This window comes from Tepidicaulis sp., from assembly GCF_965222285.1.
Taxonomy (GTDB): Bacteria; Pseudomonadota; Alphaproteobacteria; order Parvibaculales; family Parvibaculaceae; genus Tepidicaulis.
In genome coordinates, this window is record NZ_OZ244942.1 from 3,511,905 (window position 1) to 3,536,929 (window position 25,025).

Annotated in this window: 24 protein-coding genes; 11 read left to right on the top strand and 13 right to left on the bottom strand. The window is 62.6% G+C overall.

Going from position 1 to position 25,025, the window contains the following annotated elements; genetic code table 11:
* Positions 1–174: 174 nt before the first annotated feature.
* Complete coding sequence (gene dnaJ / locus ACOQOT_RS16855) at positions 175–1,326, bottom strand: molecular chaperone DnaJ (protein ID WP_420560312.1); 1,152 nt, start codon at positions 1,324–1,326, stop codon at positions 175–177.
* Between the two features lie 62 nt (positions 1,327–1,388).
* Positions 1,389–3,305, bottom strand: a complete 1,917-nt coding sequence (gene dnaK, locus ACOQOT_RS16860) for a molecular chaperone DnaK (RefSeq protein WP_420560313.1) — start codon at positions 3,303–3,305, stop codon at positions 1,389–1,391.
* 359 nt (positions 3,306–3,664) lie between these two features.
* On the opposite strand from dnaK, the gene ACOQOT_RS16865 reads away from it, so the two are divergent.
* Entirely contained in the window at positions 3,665–4,381 is a 717-nt protein-coding gene (locus tag ACOQOT_RS16865) for a hypothetical protein (protein WP_420560314.1), read from the top strand.
* Between the two features lie 41 nt (positions 4,382–4,422).
* Here ACOQOT_RS16865 and ACOQOT_RS16870 read toward each other — a convergent pair whose 3' ends face one another.
* Complete coding sequence (locus tag ACOQOT_RS16870; protein ID WP_420560315.1) at positions 4,423–5,478, bottom strand: sensor histidine kinase; 1,056 nt, start codon at positions 5,476–5,478, stop codon at positions 4,423–4,425.
* A gap of 130 nt (positions 5,479–5,608) precedes the next feature.
* Between ACOQOT_RS16870 and ACOQOT_RS16875 the strand changes: the two genes are divergently transcribed.
* Positions 5,609–6,268, top strand: a complete 660-nt coding sequence (locus tag ACOQOT_RS16875; RefSeq protein ID WP_420560316.1) for an alpha-ketoglutarate-dependent dioxygenase AlkB family protein — start codon at positions 5,609–5,611, stop codon at positions 6,266–6,268.
* Between the two features lie 114 nt (positions 6,269–6,382).
* Here ACOQOT_RS16875 and ACOQOT_RS16880 read toward each other — a convergent pair whose 3' ends face one another.
* On the bottom strand, positions 6,383–6,628 hold the full coding sequence (locus tag ACOQOT_RS16880) for a hypothetical protein (RefSeq protein ID WP_420560317.1): 246 nt from the start codon (positions 6,626–6,628) through the stop codon (positions 6,383–6,385).
* 168 nt (positions 6,629–6,796) lie between these two features.
* On the opposite strand from ACOQOT_RS16880, the gene gcvA reads away from it, so the two are divergent.
* Both gcvA and ACOQOT_RS16890 read left to right on the top strand, forming a co-directional pair.
* The gene (gene gcvA, locus ACOQOT_RS16885) at positions 6,797–7,741 is read left to right on the top strand and encodes a transcriptional regulator GcvA (RefSeq protein WP_420560318.1); all 945 of its coding nucleotides are present in this window, start codon (positions 6,797–6,799) and stop codon (positions 7,739–7,741) included.
* 153 nt (positions 7,742–7,894) lie between these two features.
* Positions 7,895–9,469, top strand: coding sequence for a sensor histidine kinase (locus ACOQOT_RS16890; protein WP_420560319.1), 1,575 nt, complete (start codon positions 7,895–7,897; stop codon positions 9,467–9,469).
* Between the two features lie 23 nt (positions 9,470–9,492).
* Here ACOQOT_RS16890 and ACOQOT_RS16895 read toward each other — a convergent pair whose 3' ends face one another.
* From ACOQOT_RS16895 to hrcA, 4 genes are all read right to left on the bottom strand, one after another.
* Positions 9,493–10,197 carry an NnrU family protein gene (locus tag ACOQOT_RS16895; protein WP_420560320.1) on the bottom strand — a complete coding sequence of 235 codons (705 nt, stop codon included), beginning with the start codon at positions 10,195–10,197 and terminating at the stop codon, positions 9,493–9,495.
* A gap of 183 nt (positions 10,198–10,380) precedes the next feature.
* Entirely contained in the window at positions 10,381–11,037 is a 657-nt protein-coding gene (locus ACOQOT_RS16900; RefSeq protein ID WP_420560321.1) for a TetR/AcrR family transcriptional regulator, read from the bottom strand.
* Between the two features lie 119 nt (positions 11,038–11,156).
* Positions 11,157–11,810: a nucleotide exchange factor GrpE gene (gene grpE / locus ACOQOT_RS16905; protein ID WP_420560322.1), complete on the bottom strand. Its 654-nt coding sequence runs from the start codon at positions 11,808–11,810 to the stop codon at positions 11,157–11,159.
* Positions 11,811–11,920: 110 nt separating this feature from the next.
* Positions 11,921–13,012, bottom strand: a complete 1,092-nt coding sequence (gene hrcA / locus ACOQOT_RS16910) for a heat-inducible transcriptional repressor HrcA (protein ID WP_420560323.1) — start codon at positions 13,010–13,012, stop codon at positions 11,921–11,923.
* A 192-nt stretch (positions 13,013–13,204) separates the two neighbouring features.
* On the opposite strand from hrcA, the gene rph reads away from it, so the two are divergent.
* From rph to hemW, 3 genes are read left to right on the top strand one after another with little or no spacing between them, the layout of a single operon-like run.
* A complete protein-coding gene (gene rph / locus ACOQOT_RS16915; protein WP_420560324.1) occupies positions 13,205–13,924 on the top strand; it encodes a ribonuclease PH in 720 nt (239 codons plus the stop codon).
* A gap of 41 nt (positions 13,925–13,965) precedes the next feature.
* Complete coding sequence (gene rdgB, locus ACOQOT_RS16920) at positions 13,966–14,580, top strand: RdgB/HAM1 family non-canonical purine NTP pyrophosphatase (protein WP_420560325.1); 615 nt, start codon at positions 13,966–13,968, stop codon at positions 14,578–14,580.
* A complete protein-coding gene (gene hemW, locus ACOQOT_RS16925; protein ID WP_420560326.1) occupies positions 14,555–15,748 on the top strand; it encodes a radical SAM family heme chaperone HemW in 1,194 nt (397 codons plus the stop codon). The genes rdgB and hemW overlap by 26 nt, the downstream gene beginning before the upstream one ends.
* Positions 15,749–15,765: 17 nt before the next feature.
* On the opposite strand, the gene ACOQOT_RS16930 is transcribed toward hemW, so the two are convergent.
* Positions 15,766–17,139 (bottom strand): penicillin-binding protein activator, encoded by a 1,374-nt coding sequence (locus ACOQOT_RS16930; RefSeq protein ID WP_420560327.1) that lies wholly within the window; start codon positions 17,137–17,139, stop codon positions 15,766–15,768.
* A 225-nt stretch (positions 17,140–17,364) separates the two neighbouring features.
* On the opposite strand from ACOQOT_RS16930, the gene rsmI reads away from it, so the two are divergent.
* On the top strand, positions 17,365–18,240 hold the full coding sequence (rsmI, locus tag ACOQOT_RS16935) for a 16S rRNA (cytidine(1402)-2'-O)-methyltransferase (protein WP_420560328.1): 876 nt from the start codon (positions 17,365–17,367) through the stop codon (positions 18,238–18,240).
* The gene (locus ACOQOT_RS16940) at positions 18,237–18,608 is read left to right on the top strand and encodes a YraN family protein (protein ID WP_420560329.1); all 372 of its coding nucleotides are present in this window, start codon (positions 18,237–18,239) and stop codon (positions 18,606–18,608) included. The genes rsmI and ACOQOT_RS16940 overlap by 4 nt, the downstream gene beginning before the upstream one ends.
* 9 nt (positions 18,609–18,617) lie before the next feature.
* Here the strand turns inward: ACOQOT_RS16940 and ACOQOT_RS16945 are convergent, their stop codons facing one another.
* Positions 18,618–19,277 (bottom strand): class I SAM-dependent methyltransferase, encoded by a 660-nt coding sequence (locus ACOQOT_RS16945; RefSeq protein WP_420560330.1) that lies wholly within the window; start codon positions 19,275–19,277, stop codon positions 18,618–18,620.
* Between the two features lie 134 nt (positions 19,278–19,411).
* Here ACOQOT_RS16945 and ACOQOT_RS16950 point away from each other — a divergent pair, with 134 nt between their 5' ends.
* Positions 19,412–20,098, top strand: a complete 687-nt coding sequence (locus ACOQOT_RS16950) for a DUF4336 domain-containing protein (protein WP_420560331.1) — start codon at positions 19,412–19,414, stop codon at positions 20,096–20,098.
* A gap of 12 nt (positions 20,099–20,110) precedes the next feature.
* Here the strand turns inward: ACOQOT_RS16950 and ACOQOT_RS16955 are convergent, their stop codons facing one another.
* The 3 genes from ACOQOT_RS16955 to ACOQOT_RS16965 form a co-directional block, all read right to left on the bottom strand.
* Complete coding sequence (locus ACOQOT_RS16955) at positions 20,111–20,512, bottom strand: SirB2 family protein (RefSeq protein ID WP_420560332.1); 402 nt, start codon at positions 20,510–20,512, stop codon at positions 20,111–20,113.
* Positions 20,513–20,559: 47 nt separating this feature from the next.
* Positions 20,560–22,854, bottom strand: a complete 2,295-nt coding sequence (locus ACOQOT_RS16960; RefSeq protein ID WP_420560333.1) for a nitric-oxide reductase large subunit — start codon at positions 22,852–22,854, stop codon at positions 20,560–20,562.
* 344 nt (positions 22,855–23,198) lie between these two features.
* Positions 23,199–24,395, bottom strand: coding sequence for an NnrS family protein (locus tag ACOQOT_RS16965; RefSeq protein ID WP_420560334.1), 1,197 nt, complete (start codon positions 24,393–24,395; stop codon positions 23,199–23,201).
* A gap of 156 nt (positions 24,396–24,551) precedes the next feature.
* Here ACOQOT_RS16965 and ACOQOT_RS16970 point away from each other — a divergent pair, with 156 nt between their 5' ends.
* Positions 24,552–25,025, top strand: coding sequence for a hypothetical protein (locus ACOQOT_RS16970; protein ID WP_420560335.1), 474 nt, complete (start codon positions 24,552–24,554; stop codon positions 25,023–25,025).

Here is a 25,025-nt window from a genome sequence, read left to right on the forward strand (position 1 = left end):
GAGGAGGTGTAGGCATCCTGTGTGACGGCGGGCTAACAATCGTGTGACAGCAAGATGACAAGCCCACACTGTTGCCTCAGAAACACATAAAATTTTCCGGGGGAGGAGCTGTAATGAAAGCCGTCCGGAGAAACCGGACGATAGGCAAAGAAAAAGGGCCGCTTGAGGCGGCCCTTAATTGTTTTGCAGTCCGTCGAGGAAGCCTTTGACCTTGGCAAAGAAGCCGGAACTTTCCGGGCTCGTGTCCTCGCTCGAGGCCTCTTGGAATTCTTTGAGCAATTCCTTTTGCCGCTTGGAGAGGTTCATCGGCGTTTCGACGCCCACCTGAATATAAAGATCGCCGAACTGGCGCGCGTGCAGCACCGGCATCCCTTTGCCGCGCAGGCGGAACTGTTTACCGGCCTGGGTGCCTTCGGGGATTTTTACCTTCACCTTGGTGCCTGCAAGCGTCGGCACTTCGATTTCTCCGCCAAGCGCCGCCGTCGTCAGCGAGAGCGGCACATGGCAGAAGAGGTCCGCCCCGTCGCGCTGAAAGAGCTTATGCGGCTGCAGCGAGAGGAAGATGTAAAGATCGCCCGCCGGTCCGCCATGGAGCCCGGCCTCGCCTTCCCCGGCAAGGCGGATACGCGTGCCGTCTTCCACCCCGGCGGGAATATTGACCGCCAGCGTGCGCTCGTTCTGCACCCGGCCCGCCCCGCCGCAATCGGCGCAAGGGTCCTGAATGATCTGGCCGCGGCCATGACATTGCGGGCAGGTGCGCTCGATGGTGAAGAAGCCTTGCTGCGCGCGCACCTTGCCCACGCCCTGACAGGCCGGACAGGTGACGGGGCTGGAGCCTGGCTTGGCGCCCGAGCCCGAGCAGGTCTCGCAGGCCACTTGCGTGGGCACGCGGATTTGCGCCTTCTTGCCCTCGTAAGCTTCCTCGAGCGTGATTTCCATATTGTAGCGCAGGTCCGCGCCGCGCGCCCGGCCGCCATCGCCGCGCCGTCCCCGGCGCCCGCCCATGAACTCGCCGAAGAGATCGTCGAAAATATCCGACATAGAGGACGAGAAATCCGGACCGAAGCCGGGGCCGCCCCGGAAACCGCCGCCCATGCCGTTTTCAAAAGCGGCATGGCCATACTGGTCGTAGGCGGCGCGCTGCTGTTCGTCTTTCAGCACGTCATAAGCTTCGTTCAGCTCCTTGAACTTGTGCTCGGCTTCCGCGTCGCCCGGATTGCGGTCGGGGTGATATTTCTTGGCGAGATTGCGATAGGCTTTTTTCAGCTCATCCGCATTGGCGGACCGCTCGACACCCAGGACTTCGTAATAGTCGCGTTTGGACATTTCATTCACCCGTCAGAAAGGGCGCGCGGGACGGTTGCCCGCCCCGCGCCGCGTCCCCTCCTTTAGGAGGCGTCCTTTTTGTTTTCGTCGTCGACTTCTTCGAAATCGGCATCGACGACGTCATCGCCCTGAGCTTCCTCGGAGCTGTTGTCGCCTTCCGCGCCTTCTTCCGCCTGGCTGGCGGCATAAAGCGCTTCGCCGAGTTTCATGGAAGCCTGCGTCAGCGCCTCGAGCTTGGCGCGAACTTCGTCCATGTCCGTGCCTTCGAGCGCGGTTTTCAGTTCGCCGAGCGCGTCCTGAACCGGGCCCTTCACGTCATCGGAGAGTTTGTCGGCATTGTCCTCGAGGGTTTTTTCCGTGGCATGCACCAGCCCTTCGGCCTGGTTGCGCAGTTCCACTTCCTCGCGCCGCTTCTTGTCTTCGTCGGCATGGGCTTCGGCGTCTTTGACCATCTGTTCGATGTCATCGTCCGAAAGACCGCCGGAGGCCTGGATGCGGATCGACTGTTCCTTGCCGGTCGCCTTGTCTTTGGCGCCGACGGAAACGATGCCGTTGGCGTCGATATCGAAGGTCACCTCGATCTGCGGCACACCGCGCGGGGCCGCCGGAATGCCGACGAGATCGAACTGGCCGAGCAGCTTGTTGTCGGCGGCCATTTCACGTTCGCCCTGGAAGACGCGGATCGTCACGGCCGACTGATTGTCTTCGGCGGTGGAGAAGACCTGGCTCTTCTTCGTCGGGATGGTCGTGTTGCGCTCGATGAGGCGGGTGAAGACACCGCCCAGCGTTTCGATGCCGAGCGAGAGCGGCGTGACGTCGAGCAGCAGCACGTCCTTCACATCGCCCTGCAGCACACCGGCCTGAATGGCCGCGCCCATGGCGACTACTTCGTCCGGGTTCACGCCTTTATGCGGGTCCTTGCCGAAGAAGGTTTTCACCGCTTCGTGCACTTTGGGCATGCGCGTCATGCCGCCCACCATCACCACTTCGTCGATATCGCCGGCGCTCAGGCCCGCATCCGCGAGCGCTTTCTTGCAGGGCTCGATGGTGCGTTTGACGAGGTCTTCGACCAGCGCTTCGAGTTTCGCGCGGGTCAGTTTCATCGTCAGGTGTTTCGGGCCCGACTGGTCGGCGGTGATGAAGGGCAGGTTCACTTCCGTCTGCGTGGCGGAGGAAAGTTCGATCTTGGCTTTTTCCGCCGCTTCCTTCAGGCGCTGCAGCGCCAGCTTGTCGGAGCGCAGATCGATGCCGTTCTCTTTTTTGAATTCGTCGGCAAGATAATCGATGATGCGCATGTCGAAGTCTTCCCCGCCGAGGAACGTGTCCCCGTTGGTGGATTTCACTTCGAAGACGCCGTCGCCGATTTCCAGAACCGAAATGTCGAACGTGCCGCCGCCAAGGTCGTAAACGGCGATCGTCTTGCCGTCTTTCTTGTCGAGGCCGTAAGCAAGGGCGGCTGCGGTCGGCTCGTTAATGATGCGCAAGACTTCAAGGCCCGCGATCTTACCAGCGTCTTTCGTTGCCTGGCGCTGGGCGTCGTTGAAGTAAGCGGGAACGGTGATGACGGCCTGCGTCACTTTTTCGCCGAGCGAGGCTTCGGCGGTCTCTTTCATCTTCTGAAGAATGAAAGCGGAAACTTCCTGCGGCGAATATTTCTCGCCGCGCGCTTCCACCCACGCATCGCCATTGTCGGCTTTGACGATGGCGTAAGGCACCATGTCCTTGTCTTTTTTCGTGGTGGGATCGTCATAGGAGCGGCCGATCAGGCGCTTGATTGCGAAAAGTGTGGCTTCGGGGTTCGTCACCGCCTGGCGTTTCGCCGGCTGGCCGACAAGCCGCTCGCCATCTTCGGTAAAGGCGACCATCGACGGGGTCGTGCGGACGCCTTCGGAATTTTCAATAACCTTGGGCTGCGTACCTTCCATGACCGCGACACACGAATTCGTCGTGCCAAGGTCGATGCCGATAACTTTTCCCATATCTTTCCTCATTGTTTGCGGCAGACCGCCTGGGCCTTCATAGCACCCATGCCGGTCCCCTAAATGGATTTGGAAACGGTTTCAACCGGTTAGGGCGTATATATGGAGGCCAACCGGGCCCCGCAAGGCTCTCGGGCCACAGGTGAGACAATTTAATCACATTGCCGCCTTCCCCCGCCCTTTCCCGGGCAATTCGCAGAGGCCCGATCGAGGAGAGTGAGCGGCTTGGGGCCCCTCATACCTTAAAAGCGCGGGGGCGTTAACGGGCTTTTGGGGTAAATATCCGATTAATCTTTCGGCGTTAGCCTGACCGGCAGATAAATGGGGATGAGCGGCGAAAGACGCGGAGATTTTAAGATATGGCGATTTCCGGACTTGGCGGCGGATCGGTCTTTACGAGACTGGCGCAAAGCGCGCCGGGGCTGAAAGGCAGCGCCCTGCTTTCCAATATCACCAGCGTGACCATCGGCGCCCAGGCGGCCGGCCAGAACGAGCTGATCGTTTCGGGCATCGAAAAGCAGATCCAGCGCCTTCAGGGCTTCAACCCGAATATTTCCGAGCCGCAGTCCCGCCGCCTGGCCGAGGCGCGGGCCGAGATCCAGCAGATCGAGCGGAACCAGAGCCCGGCGGGCCTTTCAGAGCGGCTCGAAAAGCGCCGCATCCAGCTTTTCGAGGAATCCTACAAGATCCTCGGTAAGCGCTATGTGGACATCGATTCCAACCCGAAGCTGAAGGCAATCCAGGACAAGATCGACAAGCTTCTGGAACCGCCGCTGCGCGGGGAAAAACAGGCGCGGCTGGAACGTTTGCGCAAGCTGGAGCAGAACTATCAGCGCCAGTTCTTCCGCAATCCCAAAAACGAGTCGAACATTCGCCAGTTGACGAATACGACGCGGCAGATCGCTTCGCTCGTGCCGCCGCGCCTTTTCAACGAGCTCTCGCCCGCCGAGCGGCGCGAGTATGATGCGCTGGCCAAACAGGGCAACGACATTGCCGGGACGGAAGTGTTCCTCTCCTCCCAGACGCAGATCAAGATCGAGAGCCTGCAGCGCACGATCGGCCGCTTCACCGGCTGACGGTTTTCTCTTTTAGGATGGATAAACAAGCGGCCATCCGGTCACACGTGCCGGATGCGCCCGCCTTGCCGGGTTTCCTGCGCTTCCGCCTGCGGGCTTTTTAGCGGCAGGAGAAGGCGCACGCGCGTGCCTTTGCCCGGCGCGCTTTCAAGGCTCAAATGCCCGCCCATTAGTTCCGTCAGCGAGCGGCAGATGGAAAGCCCGAGCCCGGTGCCGCCATAGGCGCTGGCGGTCTGCGCGCTGGCTTGGCTGAAGGGCGTGAAGACGCGTTCCTGTACCGCCTCGTCCATGCCGATGCCGGTATCGGTGACGGCGAGCGTGAAGGCGTTTTCGCCCTCGCCGCTCTTATCCTCAGCCGGCCCTGCGCTCAGCGTGATGGTGCCGTGCTTGGTGAATTTCAGCGCATTGGAAATCAGATTGTTGAGCACCTGGCCGAGGCGGTGCGGGTCGGTATGGATCTGTTCCGGCGTGCCGGGCGCAAGGCGCAGTTCGAAATGCAGGCCTGCTTCCTCGGCCCGCCCTTCCCAGAAGAGTTTCGTGCGCGCCAGAAAGCGCGGCAGGTTTACCGCGTCCGGGTCGAGCTCCATTTGTCCTGCTTCGAGCTTGGCATGATCGAGCAGATCGTTCAGCGTGCGCAGCATGCCTTCGCCGGTTTCCTTCAGCACCGCCAGATGCTCATCCGGGCTTTCATCGTTGCGCCGCTTCTGTAAAAGCTCGACGAGGCCCAGCATACCCGAGAGCGGCGAGCGGATTTCGTGACTGACGGTCGCAAGCAGTTTCGATTTCGAGGCATCGGCGGCTTCCGCCCGCGCCACCGCTTCGCGCAGGGCGCCATTGGCATCGTAAAGCTGCAGCATGCGCTTGAAGCTCATGCGCCCCAGATGCGGCGTCGTAACTGCCGTCATGGAAAAGGCGAGCCCGACACCGATGAGGATATATTGCAGGGGCGCATCGATCAGCCAGTAGAAGAGACCGGTGACGCTGGTCGCAAAGGCGACGACCATGACCGTCAGCCACAAGGTCGCCTGGGTGATCCCGCGCCGGGTCAGCACCTTGTGCAGAAAGGCGGCGAGCGGGGCATCTTCGAAATCCCGCATCCGCGCGCGCTTATTGTGTGGCCGCTTGTTCTGGTCCAGCATCTTTACTCACTTCGGGCGCTGCTGGCACCCTCATCCCCCAAGAAGCTAGTCTTGCATCAAAAAGTAGTGAGAAAGTTGACAGGCCCCCATGTCCTTAAGCTTTTTGCAAAACTTGGCTGATCTGCCCCAGCCCATTCCGGGCCTGCCGGAGGGGGTGCGTTATTACCCCTCACTTCTGGGGCGCCGCCGCCAGGAGGCGCTGCGAAGCGCGGTGGAAGAAGCCCTCAAAGAGGCACCCTTCTATGAGCCGCGCTTGCCGCGCTCCGGCAAGCCCATGTCCGTGCGTATGAGCAATATGGGCCCGCTCGGCTGGCTGACGGATAAGGAAAAGGGTTACCGCTATGAGCCCCGCCACCCGGTAACGGGCGCGCCCTGGCCGCCTATTCCTGAGCTTTTGCTGGAACTTTGGGCGCGGCTGACCGCCTATCCCGGCCCGCCGGAAGCCTGTCTGATCAATTATTACGGACCCGGATCGAAAATGGGCGCCCATCAGGACCGCGACGAAGTAGCGCTCGATGCGCCGGTTCTCTCGGTATCGCTGGGGGATTCGGCAAGGTTCCGCCTTGGCGGGCTGAAGCGGTCCGACCCTTCCCGCCAGCTTCTCCTCCACTCAGGCGATGTGCTGATCCTGGAAGGGCCCTCGCGGCTGCGTTTTCACGGCATCGACCGGATATTGGGCGGTTCGAGCGGACTTTTGCCCGGCGGCGGGCGGCTCAACCTCACCTTGCGCCGGGTGACGGCGCCTTAAGGGCGCATAAAAAACCCCCGGCCGGGGATTGGGGGAACCGGCCAGGGGTTTCAAAGAACCGGGCAAACGCAAAACGTTGGGGGGCGCCCGGTCTATGGGTGTTCTAAGGACCGCTTACTGGATCAGCGCGGCGACGGCCAGAAGGGCCAGAGCCGCACCGCCCGTACGCAAGGCCAGTTTCGAGGCCGCGTGCGACGTCAGGAAGCGAAGGGCCGTGCCTTGCGGGCGGGCCGTCACATCCCGCATCGCGGCCCGCGCCGGTGCATGCGCGCCCTGGGGCATGCGCTGAACCGGGGTAAGGAAGGTAGCGGTGGCGTAGCTTGCCGCCATTCCATCCATATATCCACGAATTGGGTTCATGATAATCTCCTTTGAGAGTAAAGCACTCTCGTCTCTACGGGGCTTATATGGCGGTTCATTCAAAAAATGACAAACGATCATTTTTCATGATATATGTGAGGTATTTTCACATGTGCGACATCCCGGCGCAGGCTATGGCTGGGGCGTGGTGAAACCCGGAGAAAGATCATGAGCAGACGCTTGCCGCCCCTATCCATGCTGCGCAGCTTCGAAGCGGCGGCCCGTCATCTCAGTTTCAGCCGCGCCGCCGAAGAGCTCTCCGTGACCCATTCCGCCATCAGCCATCAGATCCGGGGGCTGGAGGAATGGCTGGGCTGCGCGCTTTTCCGCCGCTCGGGCCGCGCGGTGCATCTCACCCAGGCGGGCGAGCGCCTGCTCGGCCCGCTGACCCGTGCCTTTGACGGGATGAACGATGCGGTGCGCGCCGTCACCCGCATGGCCGAGGACCGGGCTGTGGTGGTCAGCGTCGAGCCGGCCTTTGCCGCCCGCTGGCTGGTGCTCCGTCTTGACCGCTTCTATCAGCGCCATCCCAATCTGCGCCTGCATCTCGTGCCGACCCCGGAAATGGTGGATCTGACGAAGGGCGATGTGGATGTGGCGATCCGCTATGGGCGCGGCACCTGGCCGGGCCTTAAGTCGGAAAAGATCATGGGCGCCGCTGCCTTTCCCGTGCTCAGTCCGGCGCTGATCGGTGAGGAAACGCCGCTGCAAAGCCCGCATGATCTTTCCCGCTTCACTCTCATTCACGAGGATACGACCGAAGACTGGGCGGCCTGGCTGAAGGCGGCGGGCGCGGAGGACGTGGATGCGGCCCGCGGGCCGATCTTCGATGACGGGCACCTGGCGCTCGAGGCGGCGACGATGGGCCAGGGCGTGGCGCTCGCCGATGAGGCGCTGGCGGCGGCGGCTTTGCAGGACGGGCGTCTCGTGCGGCCCTTCGATCTGATGCTGGAAACGAGCTCCGCTTATTATGTCGTCACCGCGCCTGTCAGCGAGGCCCGCGCCGATGTGAGCGCCTTTTGCGCCTGGCTCCTGGAAGAGGCGCATGGCGGCAAAGCCCCCGTCAACTGGGGCCCCGCCAATAAGGCCCCCGGCAAAGAGAGCGCTGGCTGAAAAAATTTATGGGTTAAGGCCGCGATTTAAGGAAATCCGCCAATAAGCCCCAATAGACCTATGAAAAAACAGGTTATTAACCAGTTTTCTTTGCCTTGCCGTAACCGCTTAGGGGCCAAGATGCCATTCGATTAAAATTTGGCGAGTGGCGCAGTGATCCTAACGGCCATCAAAAACGGGCGGTTCAACCCGGCGCATGACGCGCGCGGGGAGGTGCCCGAGTCCGCGCCCGGCGTAAAGCCGGGAGAGGCCATGCCGCTCGAAACGGACGGCGCGCCGGATACCGCGCGCCAGCAGGTGCCGCCTTTCTTCGCCAAGATGCTGAATATCGTGGCTGCCGCCGCGCTGATCTCGGTCATCCATCAATCCGTCTTCGTCGCCATGACGGGCCGCGCGGGGCTTTTCGAATATATCGCCGTGCCGCTTTTTGCGGTTTTCGTGGCGCCGACCATCTTCTATTTCACCGTCAGTCCGGCGCGCCACAAACACATTCCCCGGGTCATTTTCTGGCTCTATTGGGGGATCATGGCCTATATCGGCGCGGGCTTCCTCAACTCGCTGAGCCAGGGGCTCGGGACCGATTACGGCATTCACTTTGCCGCCTGGGCGGTGATCGCCTATCTGATCGCGGTGGCGACGCAGCCGGTGCGGCGCGCGCAGATGATGTGCTGGAGTGGCTTTGCCTCGCTTTGCGCCATTTCGGTCTTCTTCCTCGTCTATACCGGCGCGGATATTCTCACCGATCCCTTGACCGTGACCTTCGTCAGCATTCTGGGCAGCCAGGCGGCGGCGATCTCGGTGCTTTATGTGCTCTCGGTCTTCCGCCAGGAGCAGCTGGCCGACCGCCAGCGCGCGAAAGTCTGGCAGCATGCCTCCGAAGAAATGATCCGCTATGCCCAGCAGGCCGACCGCGCGCGGCGCGATGCCGAAGAAGCGCGCACCTCGGCGGAAGCGGCGATGCGTATGCGCGACCGCTTCGTTGCCAATATCAGCCATGAGCTGAGAACGCCGCTCAATGCGATCCTCGGCTTTGCCGAAGTGATCGAGCGGGAAACTTATGGGTCCCATTCCGACGACCGCTACGGCGAATATGCCGGCGACATCCGCCGCTCGGGCCGCCACTTGCTCGGCCTCATCAATCAGATCCTCGATTTCTCGCGCATGGAAGCGGGCGAGATCAATCTGAAGCTCGAAAAAGCCGAGGCCCGTGAAGTCGTTTCCGAAAGCCTGCGCCTGATCGCGCCGCTTGCCGAAGCCAAGCCCGATATTTCGGTGCAGTTCGAGCCGGGTCCCTCCATTCCGTTGACCACGGATACGCAGGCGCTGCGCCAGATCGTGACGAACCTCGTCTCCAACGCGATCAAGTTCACCGACCGGGGTTATGTCGATGTGCGCCTGAACGAAGACGGGCCGGACGGGCTGCTGCTCTGCGTCAGCGATACGGGCTGCGGGCTGAGCGAGGATGCGCGCCGGCGCGTCTTTACCCCGTTCTACCGGGTGGCCCGCCAGGGCAATGATGCGGGCGGCACGGGGCTCGGCCTTGCCATCGTCAAATCGCTGGTCGAAGGGCTGGGCGGCACGATCGATGTGGAAAGCCAGCCCGGCCGCGGCTCGACATTCAAGATTCGCCTGCCGCGCAGGATGGGCGAGCGCAGGGATTCGCCGATAGCAAGTGTGCCGGCGGAACCGAGCGAGCCTGTCCCCCAGAACATGATCGTCTATCTTTAAAGCGCGCTGCAGCGCCCTTCCGCTTAGCGCAGGAAGGGCGAAACGCCGAAGACCATTTCATGGGTCATCAGCACCGCCGCCCAAAGCACCACCGCCGCCAGCGGCCGCCACCAGCCGATTTCGCCGAGCGCGAGTTTCGTGCGCCCGCTCAGAATCGCTACGAATGGCAGGTTGGAGGTTTGCCCGGCAAACTTGCGCCAGCTCTCCCCCATTTTCTTCGCCCGCTTCCGGTCGATGGAAAACGTGCCGACGAGCGCGACGGTGAGAAAGGTGCCGAAAAGCGCCTGCGAGGCGCGATCGCCATTCGCTCCCAGATGGAACGCCGCCCAGATGATGACGCTCCAGAGAAAAGGATGGCGGGTGATGCGCACCATGCCTTGCACGGCATCTTCTTTTTCCGCCGCCGCTTCCCCACCCACGGATGTGGGGTTCGGCGTTAAAAGACCGGGCACGCCGATGAGAAAAGCCACCAGCAGGATCAACGCGCCCGAATGGGCAAGCCACAGCGGCGCCTGCCAATAGACCGTGTTGTCCGCGCTGACCACAGCATCGTTGTAGCTCATGGCCAGCCAGACGATGGCGCCGATCGAGGCCAGCGAGAAGAGCGCCATATAGACTTTCTCGCCGATCATATCGGTGATGATCCGGCGCAGCACGGTGCCGGAAATTACCAGATGCAGCCCCATGAAAAGCGCGGCGGCCAGATAAAGCTCGGTCATATCCTGCATGAAAGGTCCTCCTCATCCCCTCGCCCGGCCTTGATCCTCTTCGGCTTTCGGTGCGAATCCGCCGGGTCCGGATCATTCTTCGGGCTGAGGGGCGGGAATTCAAGTCACGGCTTTGCCCATCCCCGCGCAGGCGGGTGTGCAATTGTGCGTCAGACCGGTGGCAGCGAGGCGTTCGGGACTGCCTCAGGCGGAAAGCGCGAGGCCTTTTTTGAGGTATTTGCGGCCCTGTTTCGTGGCAATGCCGGTCAGGATGAAGCGGATCAGCTCGCCCGCCCGTTCCGGCCGCCCGCTGCCGGAGCCCGAGCGCCAGGCAAGGCGCACCGCCCCGTGCAGGGCGGATTGGACGCCGAAAAGCAGCAAATCGTCGGAGCGCGGCTCAATGAGATCAGTGCTGACCCCGGCGCGCAAGATGGCGAGCAGCCGGTCGCGCAATTGCTGCTCGATCATGCCCCAATCGGCGCGCATGGGTACGGGCAAGCGGCGGCGGAAACTGACCCGCCCGCAATATTGCATGAGATTACGCTCTTCGGGCGGCAGGTCCGCAAGTTGCCAGAAGGCGGCGATATAAGCGGCAAGCTGATCGAGCGGCGGCGCGGCATCGTCGATCGCCTCGATCCGCGCCAGAAGGCGCCGGTCGATCTCCATGGCAAGGCGCGCATAAAGCTCGTCCTTGCTCGTCACATGCTTATAGACCGTGCCCTTGCCGATCTGTGCTTTCGCCGCGATCTCGTCGATCGTCACGAGTTCCCAGTCCTCGCGCTGAAAAAGCGCGCGCGCGGCGGTGAGAATAGCGATCTCGCGTTCCTCGAAAAGCGGACGGGCAGGGGCGGTGCGTTCCATAGGGACCTCGCGCAGGACAGATGATAGTGACCAAGGGTCACTCGCGGGGTCCTTTCCTAGCTTGCTTCTATGTCACCTTGATGACGCTGCCGGGAGAATGGCCGGTAAGGCGGGCCGGCTTAGACCGTCGTGTCGACCTTGCCGCCGGCGCCGCCGCCATTGCCGCCTGCCTCGCCCTTGGCAAGGCCGACGCGGGCAGCGCGCAAAAGCCGGTCGCCGATCATGTAGCCGGTCTCCACCACCTGCACGATGGCGCCGTTCGGCAGGCCCGTATTCGGGATCTCGAACATGGCTTCATGGAAGTTGGCGTCGAACTTGTCGCCGGGCTCCGGCGCGATGGGCTTGATGCCATGGCGCTCGAAGGCCGAGTGCAGCGCGCGCTCGGTCATTTCCACGCCTTCGATGATCGCGCTGGCATTGGCGCGTTCTTCTTCGGGCACCGCATCGATGGCGCGGCGCAGATTGTCGGCAACGGACAGGACGTCGCGGGCAAAGCTGGCAGCCCCGTAACGGGCGGCGTCCTGCTTCTCGCGCTCGGCGCGGCGGCGCGTGTTTTCAAGCTCGGCGGCAAGGCGCAAAAGCCGGTCCTTGGTTTCGGCAAGCTCGGCCTCGAGCGCGTCTTTGCCGCCCTCGTCGCCTTCCAGAATGGAGGGGTCCTCATTGACGGCAGCCGCCGCCTCCGCGCCCATCTGGGCACCGGCGTCCGGCGCGCTTTCGCCGTTTTCCTGCGGCGTGTCGTCAGACGGGGTCTTGGCCGGTTTTTCCTCACTCATGGGCTTTAAAGCGTCCTGTTCTTAACGGTTCGAAACGTGTCCGGTGAAAGACGGGCAAGAGATGCGCTTCCTCACCGCCCGTGTCAAGGCATGGGCCTGCCACGCGCCTTTCAGCTTAAGGGTCCGCGGCTGAGCAGGCGGCTGACGACACCGGCCGTATAATCGACCATGGGGATGATGCGCGCGTAATTGAGCCGCGTCGGGCCGATGACGCCGATTACCCCGACGATTTGCCGGTCCTGATCGCGGAACGGTTTGACGACGACGGAAGAGCCGGAAAGGCCGAAGAGTTTCGTTTCCGAGCCGATGAAAAGTTTCACCCCTTCCGCTTCCTCGGCAAGGCCGAGAAGCTGCACGACATCGGTCTTGTTTTCTAGTTCCTCGAAGAGGAGCCGCACACGTTCGAGATCCTCCATCGCGGTGACATCATCGAGAAGGCGCGACTGGCCGGTGACGATAAGCGAGCGGGAGAGCAGCGCATCGGGCCCCGACGCCGGTGCGCCCGCGCCCGACCAGGTGGCAAAGCCTTCTTCGACGATGCGGCTCGTCAGTTCCGAAATCTCCCGCCGGGTCTGCTCGATCTCCGCTTGCAGGCGGCGGCGCGCATCGGCAACGGAAAGGCCGCGCAATTTGGCATTGAGGAAATTCGTCGCTTCCTGCAGCGCGGAAGGCGGCAGGCCCTGGGGCAGATCGATGACGCGGTTTTCCACCGACCCGTCTTCGGTGACCATGACGACCAGCGCGCGGCGCGCATCCATGGGCACGAATTCGACATGCTTGAGGCGGGATTCGGTTTTGGGCGCAAGCACGAGCCCGGCGCAGCGCGAGAGGCCCGAAAGCAGCATCGAAGCTTCGCGCAATGCATCTTCCACGCTGCCCGCGCCCTGATTGGACTGAGTGATCTGGGTTTCGATCTGGCTTTGCTCGTCCTCGGAGAGAATGCCGACCTGCAGGAGCCCGTCGACGAACATGCGAAGCCCCGCATCGGTCGGAATGCGCCCGGCGCTGGTATGCGGGGAAAAGAGCAGGCCGAGGGATTCCAGATCCGACATCACATTGCGGATCGAGGCGGCGGACAGATCGACGCCGAGATGGCGCGAGAGATAGCGCGAGCCCACGGGCTCGCCCGTCTCCAGATAGGTTTCCACAATCCCGCGGAAAATCTCGCGGGAGCGGTCGTTTATGTCCTTGATGGCAACCATCGCGGCGCGCGCTTCCTTCAAAACGGCCCCCGGAAAAGGCGGAAGGCCTTGATCTGACGGCTAAAAATCTAGGCAGCCCGTGGGGCTGCGTCAATTGCCCTGCCCTTATGCGTGCGCTCCTGCTTGACACATAAGCCCGCGCCCGGTCTTGTGCGCCCCTTAAAGTCTCACATCTTGAAAGCAGGAGATGCCATGCGTCCGTCCGGCCGTGCCCCCCATGAAATGCGCCCCGTTATTCTCGAGCCGGGCTATGCGAAAAAAGCCGAAGGCTCCTGTTTCGTGCGCTTCGGCGACACGCATGTGCTGTGCACCGCAAGCCTTGAGGAGCGCACGCCGCCTTGGCTGAAAGGCCAGGGCAAGGGCTGGGTGACGGCGGAATACGGCATGCTGCCCCGCTCCACCAATGAGCGCATGCGCCGGGAAGCCTCGGCGGGCAAGCAGTCGGGCCGCACCCAGGAAATCCAGCGCCTGATCGGGCGGTCCTTGCGCGCGGTGGTGGATATGAAGGCGCTGGGCGAGCGGCAGATCACGGTGGACTGCGACGTCATTCAGGCCGATGGCGGCACGCGCACGGCCTCCGTCACCGGCGGCTGGGTGGCGCTGCAGCAATGCGTCGCCTGGATGATGGAGCGCGGCATGCTCACCGCCTCGCCGATCAAAGACAATGTGGCGGCGATTTCCTGCGGCATTTATGAAGGCACGCCGGTCTGCGATCTGGATTACGCCGAAGATTCCACCGCCGACACGGATGCGAATTTCGTCATGACCGGCACGGGCGGCATCGTGGAAATCCAGGGCACGGCGGAAGGCGAGCCGTTCTCTCAGGACGAACTTTCCGCGCTGATGGGCCTTGCCAAGGATTCCATTGCCGATCTCGTGCGCCTGCAGAACGAGGCCGCCGGGCTGAAGTAAGCGGGCTTGCCTCAAGGAGCGGACCCTTTAAAGGAGCAACTATGAGCGCGCGTCTTTTCACCGACCCGAAGCTTGTCGTGGCGAGCCACAATCAAGGCAAGGTGCGGGAGATTGGGGAATTGCTCTCTCCTTTCGGTATCGAAACGGTATCGGCGGGCGATCTCGGCCTGCCGGAACCGGAAGAAACGGGCGCCACATTCCGCGAAAATGCCGAGCTCAAAGCCCGCGCCGCCGCTGATGCCTCCGGCCTGCCGGCGCTGGCCGATGATAGCGGCCTGGCCGTCCATGCGCTGGGCGGCGATCCCGGCATTTATTCGGCCCGCTGGGCGGGGCCGGAAAAAGACTTCCGCCTTGCCATGGAAAAGGTCGAGCGCGCGCTGGCCGAAAAGGGGGCAAGCGACCGCAGCGCGCATTTCGTCTGCGGGCTCGCGCTTGCCTGGCCGGACGGGCATGTGGAGTATTTCGAAGGCCGCGTCGATGGCCAGCTTGTCTGGCCGCCGCGCGGGGAAAAAGGCTTCGGCTACGATCCGGTCTTTCAGCCCGAGGGTCATGAGATTACCTTCGGGGAGATGGACCCGGCGCGCAAACACGCCATGTCGCACCGGGCCGATGCTTTCAAGCAATTGACGGATGCCTGCTTTGCCGCTGGACGATAGCGCCCGCGCCGCCTCTTCTCCCGCCGAAACCGAAGGCGGTTTCGGGGTCTATATCCATTGGCCTTTCTGCCTGTCGAAATGCCCCTATTGCGACTTCAACAGCCATGTCATGCGGGACGTGCCGGAAGAGGCCTATGTCGATGCTATCATCCGTGAGCTGACATATTTCCGCGCGCTTTCCGGGCCGCGCACGCTTACCTCGCTTTTCTTCGGCGGCGGCACGCCCTCTCTGATGACGCCGCAGACGGTCACAAAGCTCATCGATGCGGTGGCTGGGCTCTGGCACATGCCCCAGGGAACGGAAATTTCCATGGAGGCCAATCCGACCAGCGTCGAAACGGCCTATCTGAAAGGCTATAAGGGCGGCGGCGTGAACCGCATCTCGCTCGGCGTGCAGGCGCTGAGCGACGATGATTTGCGCTTTCTCGGGCGGCTTCATTCGGTGGGCGAGGCGCTTCAGGCGGTCAAACTCGCGCGCGGTGTTTTCGAGCGCGTCTCCTTCGATCTCATCTATGCAAGGCCCGCGCAAACACCGGCCGCCTGGCGGCGCGAGCTTGAAGAAGCCATCTCTTATGCTGCCGATCATCTCTCGCTTTATCAGCTCACCATCGAGCCCGGCACGGCTTTCGAAAAACTCTTTAAGGCAGGCTCGCTCCTGCCCCCCAGCGCGGATGATGCGGCGACGCTTTATGAGGTGACACAAGAGGTGTGCGCCAAGGCGGGTTTCGGGGCGTATGAAGTCTCCAACCACGCAAAGCCCGGCGCCGAATGCCGGCACAATCTCGTTTACTGGCGCTACGGCGATTATGTGGGCGCGGGCCCCGGCGCGCATGGGCGGCTCAGTGTTGAGGGCAAAAAGATCGCGACGGAAACCGAGCGCCTGCCCTCCCGCTGGCAGGCAGAAGTAATGCGCGCGGGCCATGGCCTGACGCGCATGGAAGAAATCGCATCCGCCGAGCAGGGCGATGAACTGATGATGATGGGCCTCAGGCTTTCCGAAGGCGTGCCGCTTGCCCGTTATGAAAAGCTCAGCAGACGGACCATTGAAGAAAAACGCCTCTTGCTGCTTGAAAAAGACGGGCTCATCATCCGGCGCGGCGGCCAGCTTTATGCCACGGCGCGCGGGCGCCTGGTGCTCGACAAGCTGCTCGGCGAATTGCTCGTTTGAGGCTCAAGACCCCGCCGTTAAAAGGCGCGGGGGCGGAAGCTGGCGGGTGCCGGATCGATCAGCACGGGCCCGGAAGACTGGACCTCGAAAACCGCAAGCCCGCGCTCATTCGTGCCGTCGGGCAGGAAGCGGAAAATCCCGTCCACCCCGGCAAAGCCGTCCTCGATCAGCAGTGCCTCGCGGGTGAAATCGTCCTCGCCGGGCGCGCGCGCCAGCGCCGAGGTCAGGCTCACCGCGTCGTAAGAGAGCGAGGCGATGAGCGGCGGCGTTTCTCCGAAATAAGAGCGGTAGCGGGCGGAAAAGGCATCGCGCGCCTCGCGCGGCGGGGCGGCGTACCAGCCCCCCTGCACGGCAGGCTCGAGCCGGGTCGAGGGATCATCCCAAAGCCCTGTGCCGAGGAACTTCACCTTGCGCGGATCGATATCGAAATAGGGAAGAAGCGGCGCGGCGGATTTCAGCTCCGTGCCGCCTGCGGCCAGCAGTACCGCATCGAAGGGCACATCGCCGATCGTGTCCCGCCCCTCAAGGCGTTTGAGAGCGGCGGTATCGCCCGCCTCCTTGAGCCGGGCTTTTTCCGCGCGCAGCGCCGCGCGCCGCTCGTCATAGCGGGCAAGGCGGCGGGCCGGATCGAACATGGCCTGGGCGTCGGCGGGATAAGTTTCCACCCGGTCGATCTGCAGCGCGCGGGCCGAGAGCGCCTGCAGGAACGCGGCGCGCACCCGCTCGCCATACGCCGTTTGCGGCAGGAAGGCCGCGAAGGTCTCGTAAGATTGCAGGCCTGCATAATCGATGATGCGGGTCACGCTGTCTTCGGGCAGGAAAGAAAGAAGATAAGTATTGCCGCCGGCCACATTGCTGTCCGTGGAAAAGGCGATGACGGGCACGCCGCGCGCTTCGGCGAGCGGGGCAACGGCGCTTACCGAATGGGCAAAGAGCGGCCCGAGAATGATTTCCGCCCCCTCGCGCAGCGCTTCTTCGGCGGCCGCTGCCGCGCCTGCCTCCGTGCCGCGCGTGTCCTTCGGCATCAGCAGAATGTCGGCATTGCCGCTTTCAAAAAGCGCCATCTGGCCGGCATTAGCCAGTGCGTCTGCCACGGCGCGCACATTGCTCTGTGAGGCGCCGAGCGGCAAAAGCAGGGCGACGCGCACCGGCTCGCGCCCCTCCATATGAGGCGGGGTGAGGAAAGAGCCCGTGTCGAGTTTCGGCAGATCGGCGGGCGGCGGGGTCACGGCGATGGGCCGCTCGCCGGGCGGCGGCGTCACTTGCACGTCTTTCGGCGTTTGTCCGCAGCCGGAAAGGGCAAGCCCCGTGCCGGCAAGGCCAAGAGAAAGAAAAAGAGAGCTGCTGCGTGCCGCGGAAAGAAGGGCGGAAACTGCCCGGGAAACCATCATCTTGTAAAACCGCCCGAATTACCCGGAGCCGGCATCTGCCGCCGGCCCCTGAACCTGTCCTCAAACTGCATCTGGCGCGCAGCCTAGCGCATTTTCCCGCGAAGGTGGACCCGTTTTGCATAAGGAGCCCCGCTCCCGCGCGCCGGTGATTGCGCTTTTCTCTATTGCCGGGCACTTTGGCGCCTTGATGACGAAAACTGGATTTCTTCCAGGCAAGGATGCTCCGTGACGGATAAGAAAAAGGCACCGGCGCCGCGCGGGGCCCTCACCCCCGGCCTTTATGTCACCGCAACGCCGATCGGCAATGCGGGCGATATCTCCTTGCGCGCGCTCGATGTGCTCGCAAAGGCCGATGCGGTGCTGTGCGAGGACACGCGCGTCACCGGCGGGCTGATGCAGATCCACGGGCTGAAAGTGCAGCTCCTGCCTTACCATGAGCACAATGCCGCCGAAATGCGCCCGCGTATCCTCGCCCGCCTGGCGCGGGGCGAGGCATTGGCGCTCGTCTCCGATGCCGGGATGCCGCTTATTTCCGATCCGGGCTATAAGCTCGTGTGCGCTGTGCAGGAAGAAGGACATGCCGTCACCTGTCTGCCCGGCGCTTCTTCCGTGCTGGCAGGGCTTGTTCTTTCCGGCCTTCCTTCCGACCGGTTTTTCTTTTCAGGTTTCCTGCCGCCGAAAGAAGCCGCGCGCCGCACGGTGCTTGAAGAGCTGAAAAATATTCCCGCCACGCTGATCTTTCTCGAAAGCCCGCGCCGGCTCGCCGCCTGCCTGAAAGATATGGCGGATGTGTTCGGTCCCCGCGAGGCGGCGGTGACGCGCGAGCTCACGAAGAAATTCGAAGAGGTGCGCCGCGCGGGCCTTGCTGAGCTTGCCGCTCATTATGAAGAGGCGGGCGCACCCAAGGGCGAGATCGTGCTGGTGGTCGGCCCGCCGGACAAAATCGGGCCCGAGGCGGGCGATCTCGACACGCTGCTTGCCTCGGCCATGGACGAACTCTCGCTCAAAGAGGCGGTAAAGGAAGTCACCGAAATGACCGGCCTGCCGCGCAAGGAGGTGTACCGGCGCGCGCTCGAGCTGAAAGAGAGCGGGCGGGAATGAGCGAGGCGCGCCGCAAGACGCAGCGACGGGAGGCGCAGCGCCGGGGCGCACGCGCCGAAACGATTGCCCTTTGGTGGCTGTGGGCGAAAGGCTACCGCCTGCTCGCGCGCAATTACCGGCGCGGGGTCGGCGAGGCCGATCTCGTCATGACGCGCGGCAAGCTTCTTGTTTTTGTCGAGGTCAAGCGCCGGGAGGATAAGGCAGCGGCGGGCGAGGCGATCCAGCCGCGCCAGCAGGCCCGCATCGCAAGGGCGGCGGAAGCCTTTATCGCTCAGCATAAGGAGCATTGGGAAAAACATGTCCGCTTCGATGCGGTGCTGATTTCCCCGCGCGCCCTGCCCCGCCATATCGAAGATGCCTGGCGTTAAGCCGCTCTCTTATTGCGGCGCGCGGGCGACGATAAAGGGCCGCGGGTCGTTTTTCTTTGTACCGTGATAAGCGGTTTCCTCGATGCTGAACCCGGCGGCGCGGATCGCCACTGTGAGCGAGGCAGCGGTGAGCGAGGTGACGGCGGGCGCTTTGCCGAAAAGCTGCATCACCGGTATGGCAAGATAAATAAGCGGCCGGAGAAGCGGAGTGACCTCGCCGATACAGGGTGTTTTGGAAATGAAGAGCCCGCCCGGCGCAAGCAGCGCGCGGATATGGGCAAGGGCTCCCGGCAGATCGCCTGCCAGATGAATGTAGTTGAACCCCAGAATAATGTCGTAACAGTCCGGTTCTTCGGCAAGTGTTTCGGCGGTGGCGGTGCGGAAGCTAAGGCGCAAGGCAAGATCGCGGTCCTCGGCATCTGCCAGCTTTTCTTTCGCTATGGCGATCATCTCCCCGGATATATCGGTGCCAAGATAGCTCTCGGCGGCATCCGCCAGGCGCAGTGCCGCCGTACCCGTGCCGCAGCCGAGCTCCAGCACCCGCGCGCCCTTTGGTGTCAGTTCGCGCACGCGAGTGAGCGTTCTGGTAAAAGCTTCTTCATCGGCAATGGCGGAAGCGGCATATTTGCGTGCGGTCTTGTCCCAGAACCGCCGGTCTTTCTCGCTCATTCTTTCTCATCCCCAGTGCGCCCCATTGCGTATAGCGCTTTTCATATAAGTATCTCGCCGTGCTTTCATATGTAAGTATGTGGACATGCTTGCCGCGCAGGTGCACAGCGCGCTTTGCAAAGAAGGGGATGGAGATGCTCGCGCCGATCGGAGAAGAGATATGGACGGCGGAAGGGCCGGAAGTTGAGGTTGCCGGTTTCCATTATCCTCTCCGTATGGCGGTGATCCGCTTAGGCGGCGGGAGCCTTTTCATCTGGTCGCCCGTTGCGCTGGACGAAGGCTTGCGGGAAGACGTGGCGGCCTTGGGCACGGTGCGTTTTCTCGTCGCGCCCAATTCGCTGCACCATCTTTATCTTGCAGAGTGGAAGAGCGCCTTTCCGGAGGCGGAGATCTGGGGACCTGCGCGCCTTGCCGCAAAACGCAAAGACCTTACCTTTGACGGCATCCTGGAAGATGCGCCGCCTGCCGCCTGGGAAGGGGAGATCGACCAGGTGCTCGTCACCGGCAATCTCATTACCGATGAAGCGGTGTTCTTTCATGAAAAAAGCGGCACGGTGATTTTCACCGACCTCTTGCAGCATTTCCCGCCCGGCTGGTTTTCCGGCTGGCGGGCGCTGATCGCAAAGCTCGATCTGATGACGGGCGATGAGCCCCATGTGCCACGCAAATTCCGCCGCGCTTTCATCCGCCGCCGCGCCGCGCGCGAGGCGCTCCGCCGGGTGCTCGCCTGGCCCGCCTCCCAGGTTCTGATGGCCCATGGCGCGCCCGTGCGCACCGGCGCGCGCGCCTTTCTGGAGCGCGCCTTCCGCTGGCTTTTTTAACCGGTGGGATTGTTAGAGAAGCAGCGTGAAAATGCCCAGCGGGTCATGGGCGCGGGCGACGGAGACAATATAAAGATAAAGCGCAAGCGCGCCCAGCCAGCAGCCGAGCCGTGCGCGCGGGGTCTTGGCGTATTTCAGCCCATAGGCGCCGAGCACGATATAGATGACGAGCAGTGCGACCTTCACGGTCAGCCAGTGATCGGCGATAGGATATTGCTGCAGGATGACGGTCAGCATCATCGCGGAGGTGAGCAGCACCGTGTCGACCGTGTAGCTTGTAAAGCGCGCCGGCGCGGCCATCGGCCAGCTTGCTTTAAAAGCGTGCAGCCCCACCCCCCGCAAGAAGAAGATGAGGCCGCTCAAGATGACGGAGCCGATATGCACGGCGCGGATCTCAAAATAAAACTCGATCATTTCAAAATCCTGCCGTGCATACCGTTGTTACGCAACATGCGCGGGGCTTATGCCCGGGCCTTGGTGGTTGCCGCGCGTTCTTCTTCTTCCGTCGGCACGCCCTGATAACGCGGACGCACCCAGAGCCCGATCACGAAGACCACAAGGGCCAGCGCGCCGATGGAGAAGATCGTGTCGCCCGGCACCCGCATCCAGACCAGAAGGTCGACGATGGGCTGCTGCATGAATTCCGCCGAGCGGGCCGACCAATAACCGTTATTGATCGCCTCGATCAGCTGCATCGTGCCGAGCGGCAGGAGCGTGAAGAGCGCCATCATGGCAAGGCCCACATTGAAGCTCCAGAAGGAGACCTTCAGCAGCCCTTCGTTCCAGGCAAGCTCGGGTTTGAGCCCGCGCAGGCAGAAGAGCACGAGGCCGATCCCCAGCATCCCGTAAACCCCGAAGAGCGCCGTGTGCCCATGCAGCGGGGTAAGGTTCAGCCCTTGCATGTAATAGAGCGAGAGCGGTGGGTTGATGAGGAAGCCGAAGAGCCCTGCCCCCACGAGGTTCCAGAAGGAAACCGCGAGGAAGAACATGATCGGCCAGCGGTAGCGTTCCATCCAGGGCGTTGCCTTGCTCAGGCGGAACGTGTGATAGGCCTCGAAGCCGATATAGGCGAGCGGCACCACTTCAAGGGCGGAGAAACTTGCGCCCAGCGCCAGCACCACGGTGGGCGTGCCGGCGAAGTAGAGGTGGTGCAAGGTGCCGAGCACGCCGCCTGCCATGAAGATGATGGTGGCGAAGAGCACGGCGACTGTCGCCGTCTGCAATTTGAGAAGGCCGAGCCGCGTGAAAAGGAAGGCGATCACGGCGGTGGCGAAGACTTCGAAGAACCCTTCCACCCACAGATGGACGAGCCACCAGCGCCAATATTCGACCATCGAGATATGCGTGTTCTCGCCCCAGGCGAGCGCCGCCCCGAAGAAAAGGCCGATGGCGACGGTGGAAAGGAAAAGAAGGCCCGTGATCGAGCGGCCCGGTGCCCCCGGCCGCAGCGCCGGCCAGAGCGCCCGCCCGACAAGTACGAGCCAGAGCACGAGCCCGATAAAGAGGAAGATCTGCCAGAAGCGGCCCATATCCGCATATTCCCAGCCCTGATGGCCGAACCAGAAATTGTTTTCAAGGCCGAGCGTCTGCATCACCGCGAACCATTGCCCGGCAAACGAGCCGACCACGATGATGATGAGGCAGATCCAGAGGAAGTTGACGCCGAGCCGCTGATAGGGCGGCTCATAGCCGGAAATGGCGGGCGCAATGTAAAGCCCGGTGCCGAGCCAGGCGGTTGCGATCCAGAGCACCGCAAGCTGTGTGTGCCAGGTGCGGCTCAGCGAATAGGGCAGCACATTGGCCAGCTCGAAACCGTATTGCACCTGGCCTTCGACCTGATAATGCGCGGTGATGGCGCCGAGCAATATCTGCACGAGAAAGAGCGCGAGCAGCACCCAGAAATATTTCGCCGTGGCGCTCATCGAGGGTGTGACCACTGTGCCGCGCATGGGATCGAAGGGCGGCAGATCGTGCGGCTCTTCTTCACGGCCATGAGAGACGGCGTAATGCCAGCCCAAAAGCCCGATCCCGGCAAGGAGGAAGAGCACTGAGAAGGCCGACCAGACGAAGGAACTGGCGGGCGGGCGGTTTTCGATCAAGGGCTCGCTCGGCCAGTTATTCGTGTAGGTGATCGTGTCACCCGGCCGCTCCGTCCCGGCGGCCCAGGCGGTCCACCAGAAGAAGGCGCCGAGCGCTTTGCGGTGATCGGCATCCGGCACCGTGTCGTCTTTCATCGCATAGGCTTCGCGCAAGGGCTCGAAGGCGGGATCGTTGCCGAAAAGCCGCTCGTAATGACCGGAGACTTTCTCGATGGCGCGGGCGCGTTCCTCGGCAAGCGTGATCGTGCCGGTGGCAGGCTCATAGGTATTGGTGCGGAAGAGCTCTTCGAGGCGGCCTTTGAGCGCAGCCTGACGTTCGGGGGAGAGCGCCGCATAATTTTCCGCGCCTTCTTCCGCCGCCCAGGCATCGAGCACTGCCATGATTTCGCGGTGCAGCCAGTCGGCACTCCAGTCGGGCGCCACATAGCCGCCATGCCCCCAGATCGAGCCGAGCTGCATGCCGCCCATGGATTGCCAGACACGCCGGCCGAGTTCCATATCGGCGCGGGTGTAAATCGTCTCGCCCGAGGTGGAGACCACCTGCTCGGGCATGGGCGGGGCTTTTTGATAAATCTCGCGGCCCATCAGCAAAAGCACGCTGAAACTGGCAACGAGAAGAATGGCGAGGGATATCCAGAGTTTTTTTGTATTGGTCATGGCAAGCGCTCTCTCGTTCCTCTGGCCTTGCGGCCGTTAGATGTCCGTCAGGCCCGTGCGGGCCGGGTGAGATCTGTTGCTGCCGGGTGGTGGTATCGGCGCGTTTTGTCCGACGGCACCAAGCGGTGCGATACGCGGTACGCTTCTGATGAAGGGGAAATGCGGGTAAGGCCGCACGCGCGGGAAAGCCCCGCGCTTTTTGGAAAGAGCGCCGGGGCGCCTTGCGGGAGCGGCCGACATTTCTCCCGATAGGAAAATTGACATAAGTCCTTTCACTCCGTCCAGTGCGGGCGGGGAATTTTCAGGTAGTCCGGCAGAAATATTTGTCCGTGTGCGGTGCAAAATTATCCCGCCTTTCCTTTGCGCGCCGCAGCAAGAAGCGGCGCAAAGAGAATGACGAAACCGCCAAAGCCGCCGATCCAGCCAAGCGCGCTGAAATAGAGCAGTGTTTGCGGCGCATCCGAGATCGACATGAAAAGCCGCGCGGGCGCGGCGGCAATGATGAGAATGTAAACGAGGCTGAGGCCTATGCCCGCGGTCAGGGGGCGGCCCGTATGGCCGAGCGCGGCGCGGCTCATCACCGCCAGCGTCATCACGCCCATCGCGCCGATGGTCCAGGCATGAAGCCCGTCGCCGTAAAAGAGAAAGGCAGGGAAGAAATGCGCGGCGGCAAGCGCGAAGAAACCGAGCGGCACGAAGAAATAACCTGCGTGGAGTACGCTCACCAGCGGCTCGGCAAAGGTACGCTCGCCTGCCCAGCGGGCAAGCCGGAGAAGATGAAAAAGTCCTGCGATCAGGCAAAGCCAGGCAGTCGCCGCCTCAAAAGGAAGTGCGATCCAGCTCAAGAGCGCGATGCCTGCCGCTACCATCGCCGCAATGTCGAACCGGTTGAAGGGCGCGGGGAGCCGTCCCTCCCCCTGCTTCACGAGCCAGTTGCGCGTGAAGCTCGGGATGATGCGCCCGCCGATCAGCATGATGAGAAAGAGAATGGCGCCGGTGCCGAGCCGCGCGCCATACCCGTAAGCCGCGCCGGGCTGCATGGCCTCCACATGATAAAGCACGTTGCCGGCGCCGAGCAGGCAAAGCAGCACGAGGACTTTCAGGTTGCGCCAGTTCTTGCCCGCGATTACTTCCCGCCCGATGACGGCGGCAAGGGCAAAGAGAAAGCTCGCATCGATAAGGGCGGCGACGGGCCCGCCCGTGAACGCGGAAAAAAAGAGCGCGAGACGCCCGGCGAGCCAAAGCAGCACGAGAGCCAGAAGTGGCGCGCCGGTTATGGGCAGATGGCCCGTCCAGTTCGGCACGGCGGTGAGCAGGAACCCGGCAATGACGGCGGGAATATAGCCGTAAAGCATTTCATGGACATGCCAGTCCGCGGGGGCGAGGTGACTGGGAAGCGTCAGGCTGCCGCTCACCATGAGGGTCCAGAGACAAAGTGCGATCACGGCCCAAAGCCCGGCGAAGAGAAAGAACGGCCGGAAGCCGAAGCTGAGCAATGCCGGTCCCTGATAGGCGCGTATCCGCTTGGCTGACGATGTCATGCGCGGCTCCTGAGAACAGGCGGGAAGGCAGGCTGGTGATCCCGTCCGCATAATAGATGCATTTAGTATGCATATTATATGCTTGTCTGCCAGGTACCAATTGCCGCAGGATGAGCGGCGGAAAGTTCCTTAAAGACCAACGGAAGAAATGCGGGAATGTTCGAGCAATTGACCCTAGCGCGGGCGCTGCATGTGCTGGCTCTCGTGCATTGGCTGGGCGGCGTTGCCATGGTGACGCTCGTCATCCTGCCTGCCGTGCGGCGTTTCGCGCGCCCGGAAGACCGGCTACGGCTTTTCGAGGAAGTAGAAGGGCGTTTTTCAGGCCAGGCGAAAATTTCCGTTACGCTTGCCGGGCTCAGCGGTTTTTACATGACCTGGCTTCTGGAGGCCTGGGACCGGTTTCTCGATCCCGCCTTCTGGTGGATGCATGCCATGGTGCTGGTCTGGGCGATCTTCACCTTTGTGCTTTTCATCGGCGAGCCGCTTTTTCTTCACGCCTGGTTCCACCGCAAGGCGGAAGCGGCGCCGGAGGCAACCTTCCGCCTCGTGCACCGGGCGCATGTCGTGCTCTTGACGGCGAGCGCCATCACGATCGGCGCGGCGGTGCTCGGCGCGCATGGGTTTCTTTAA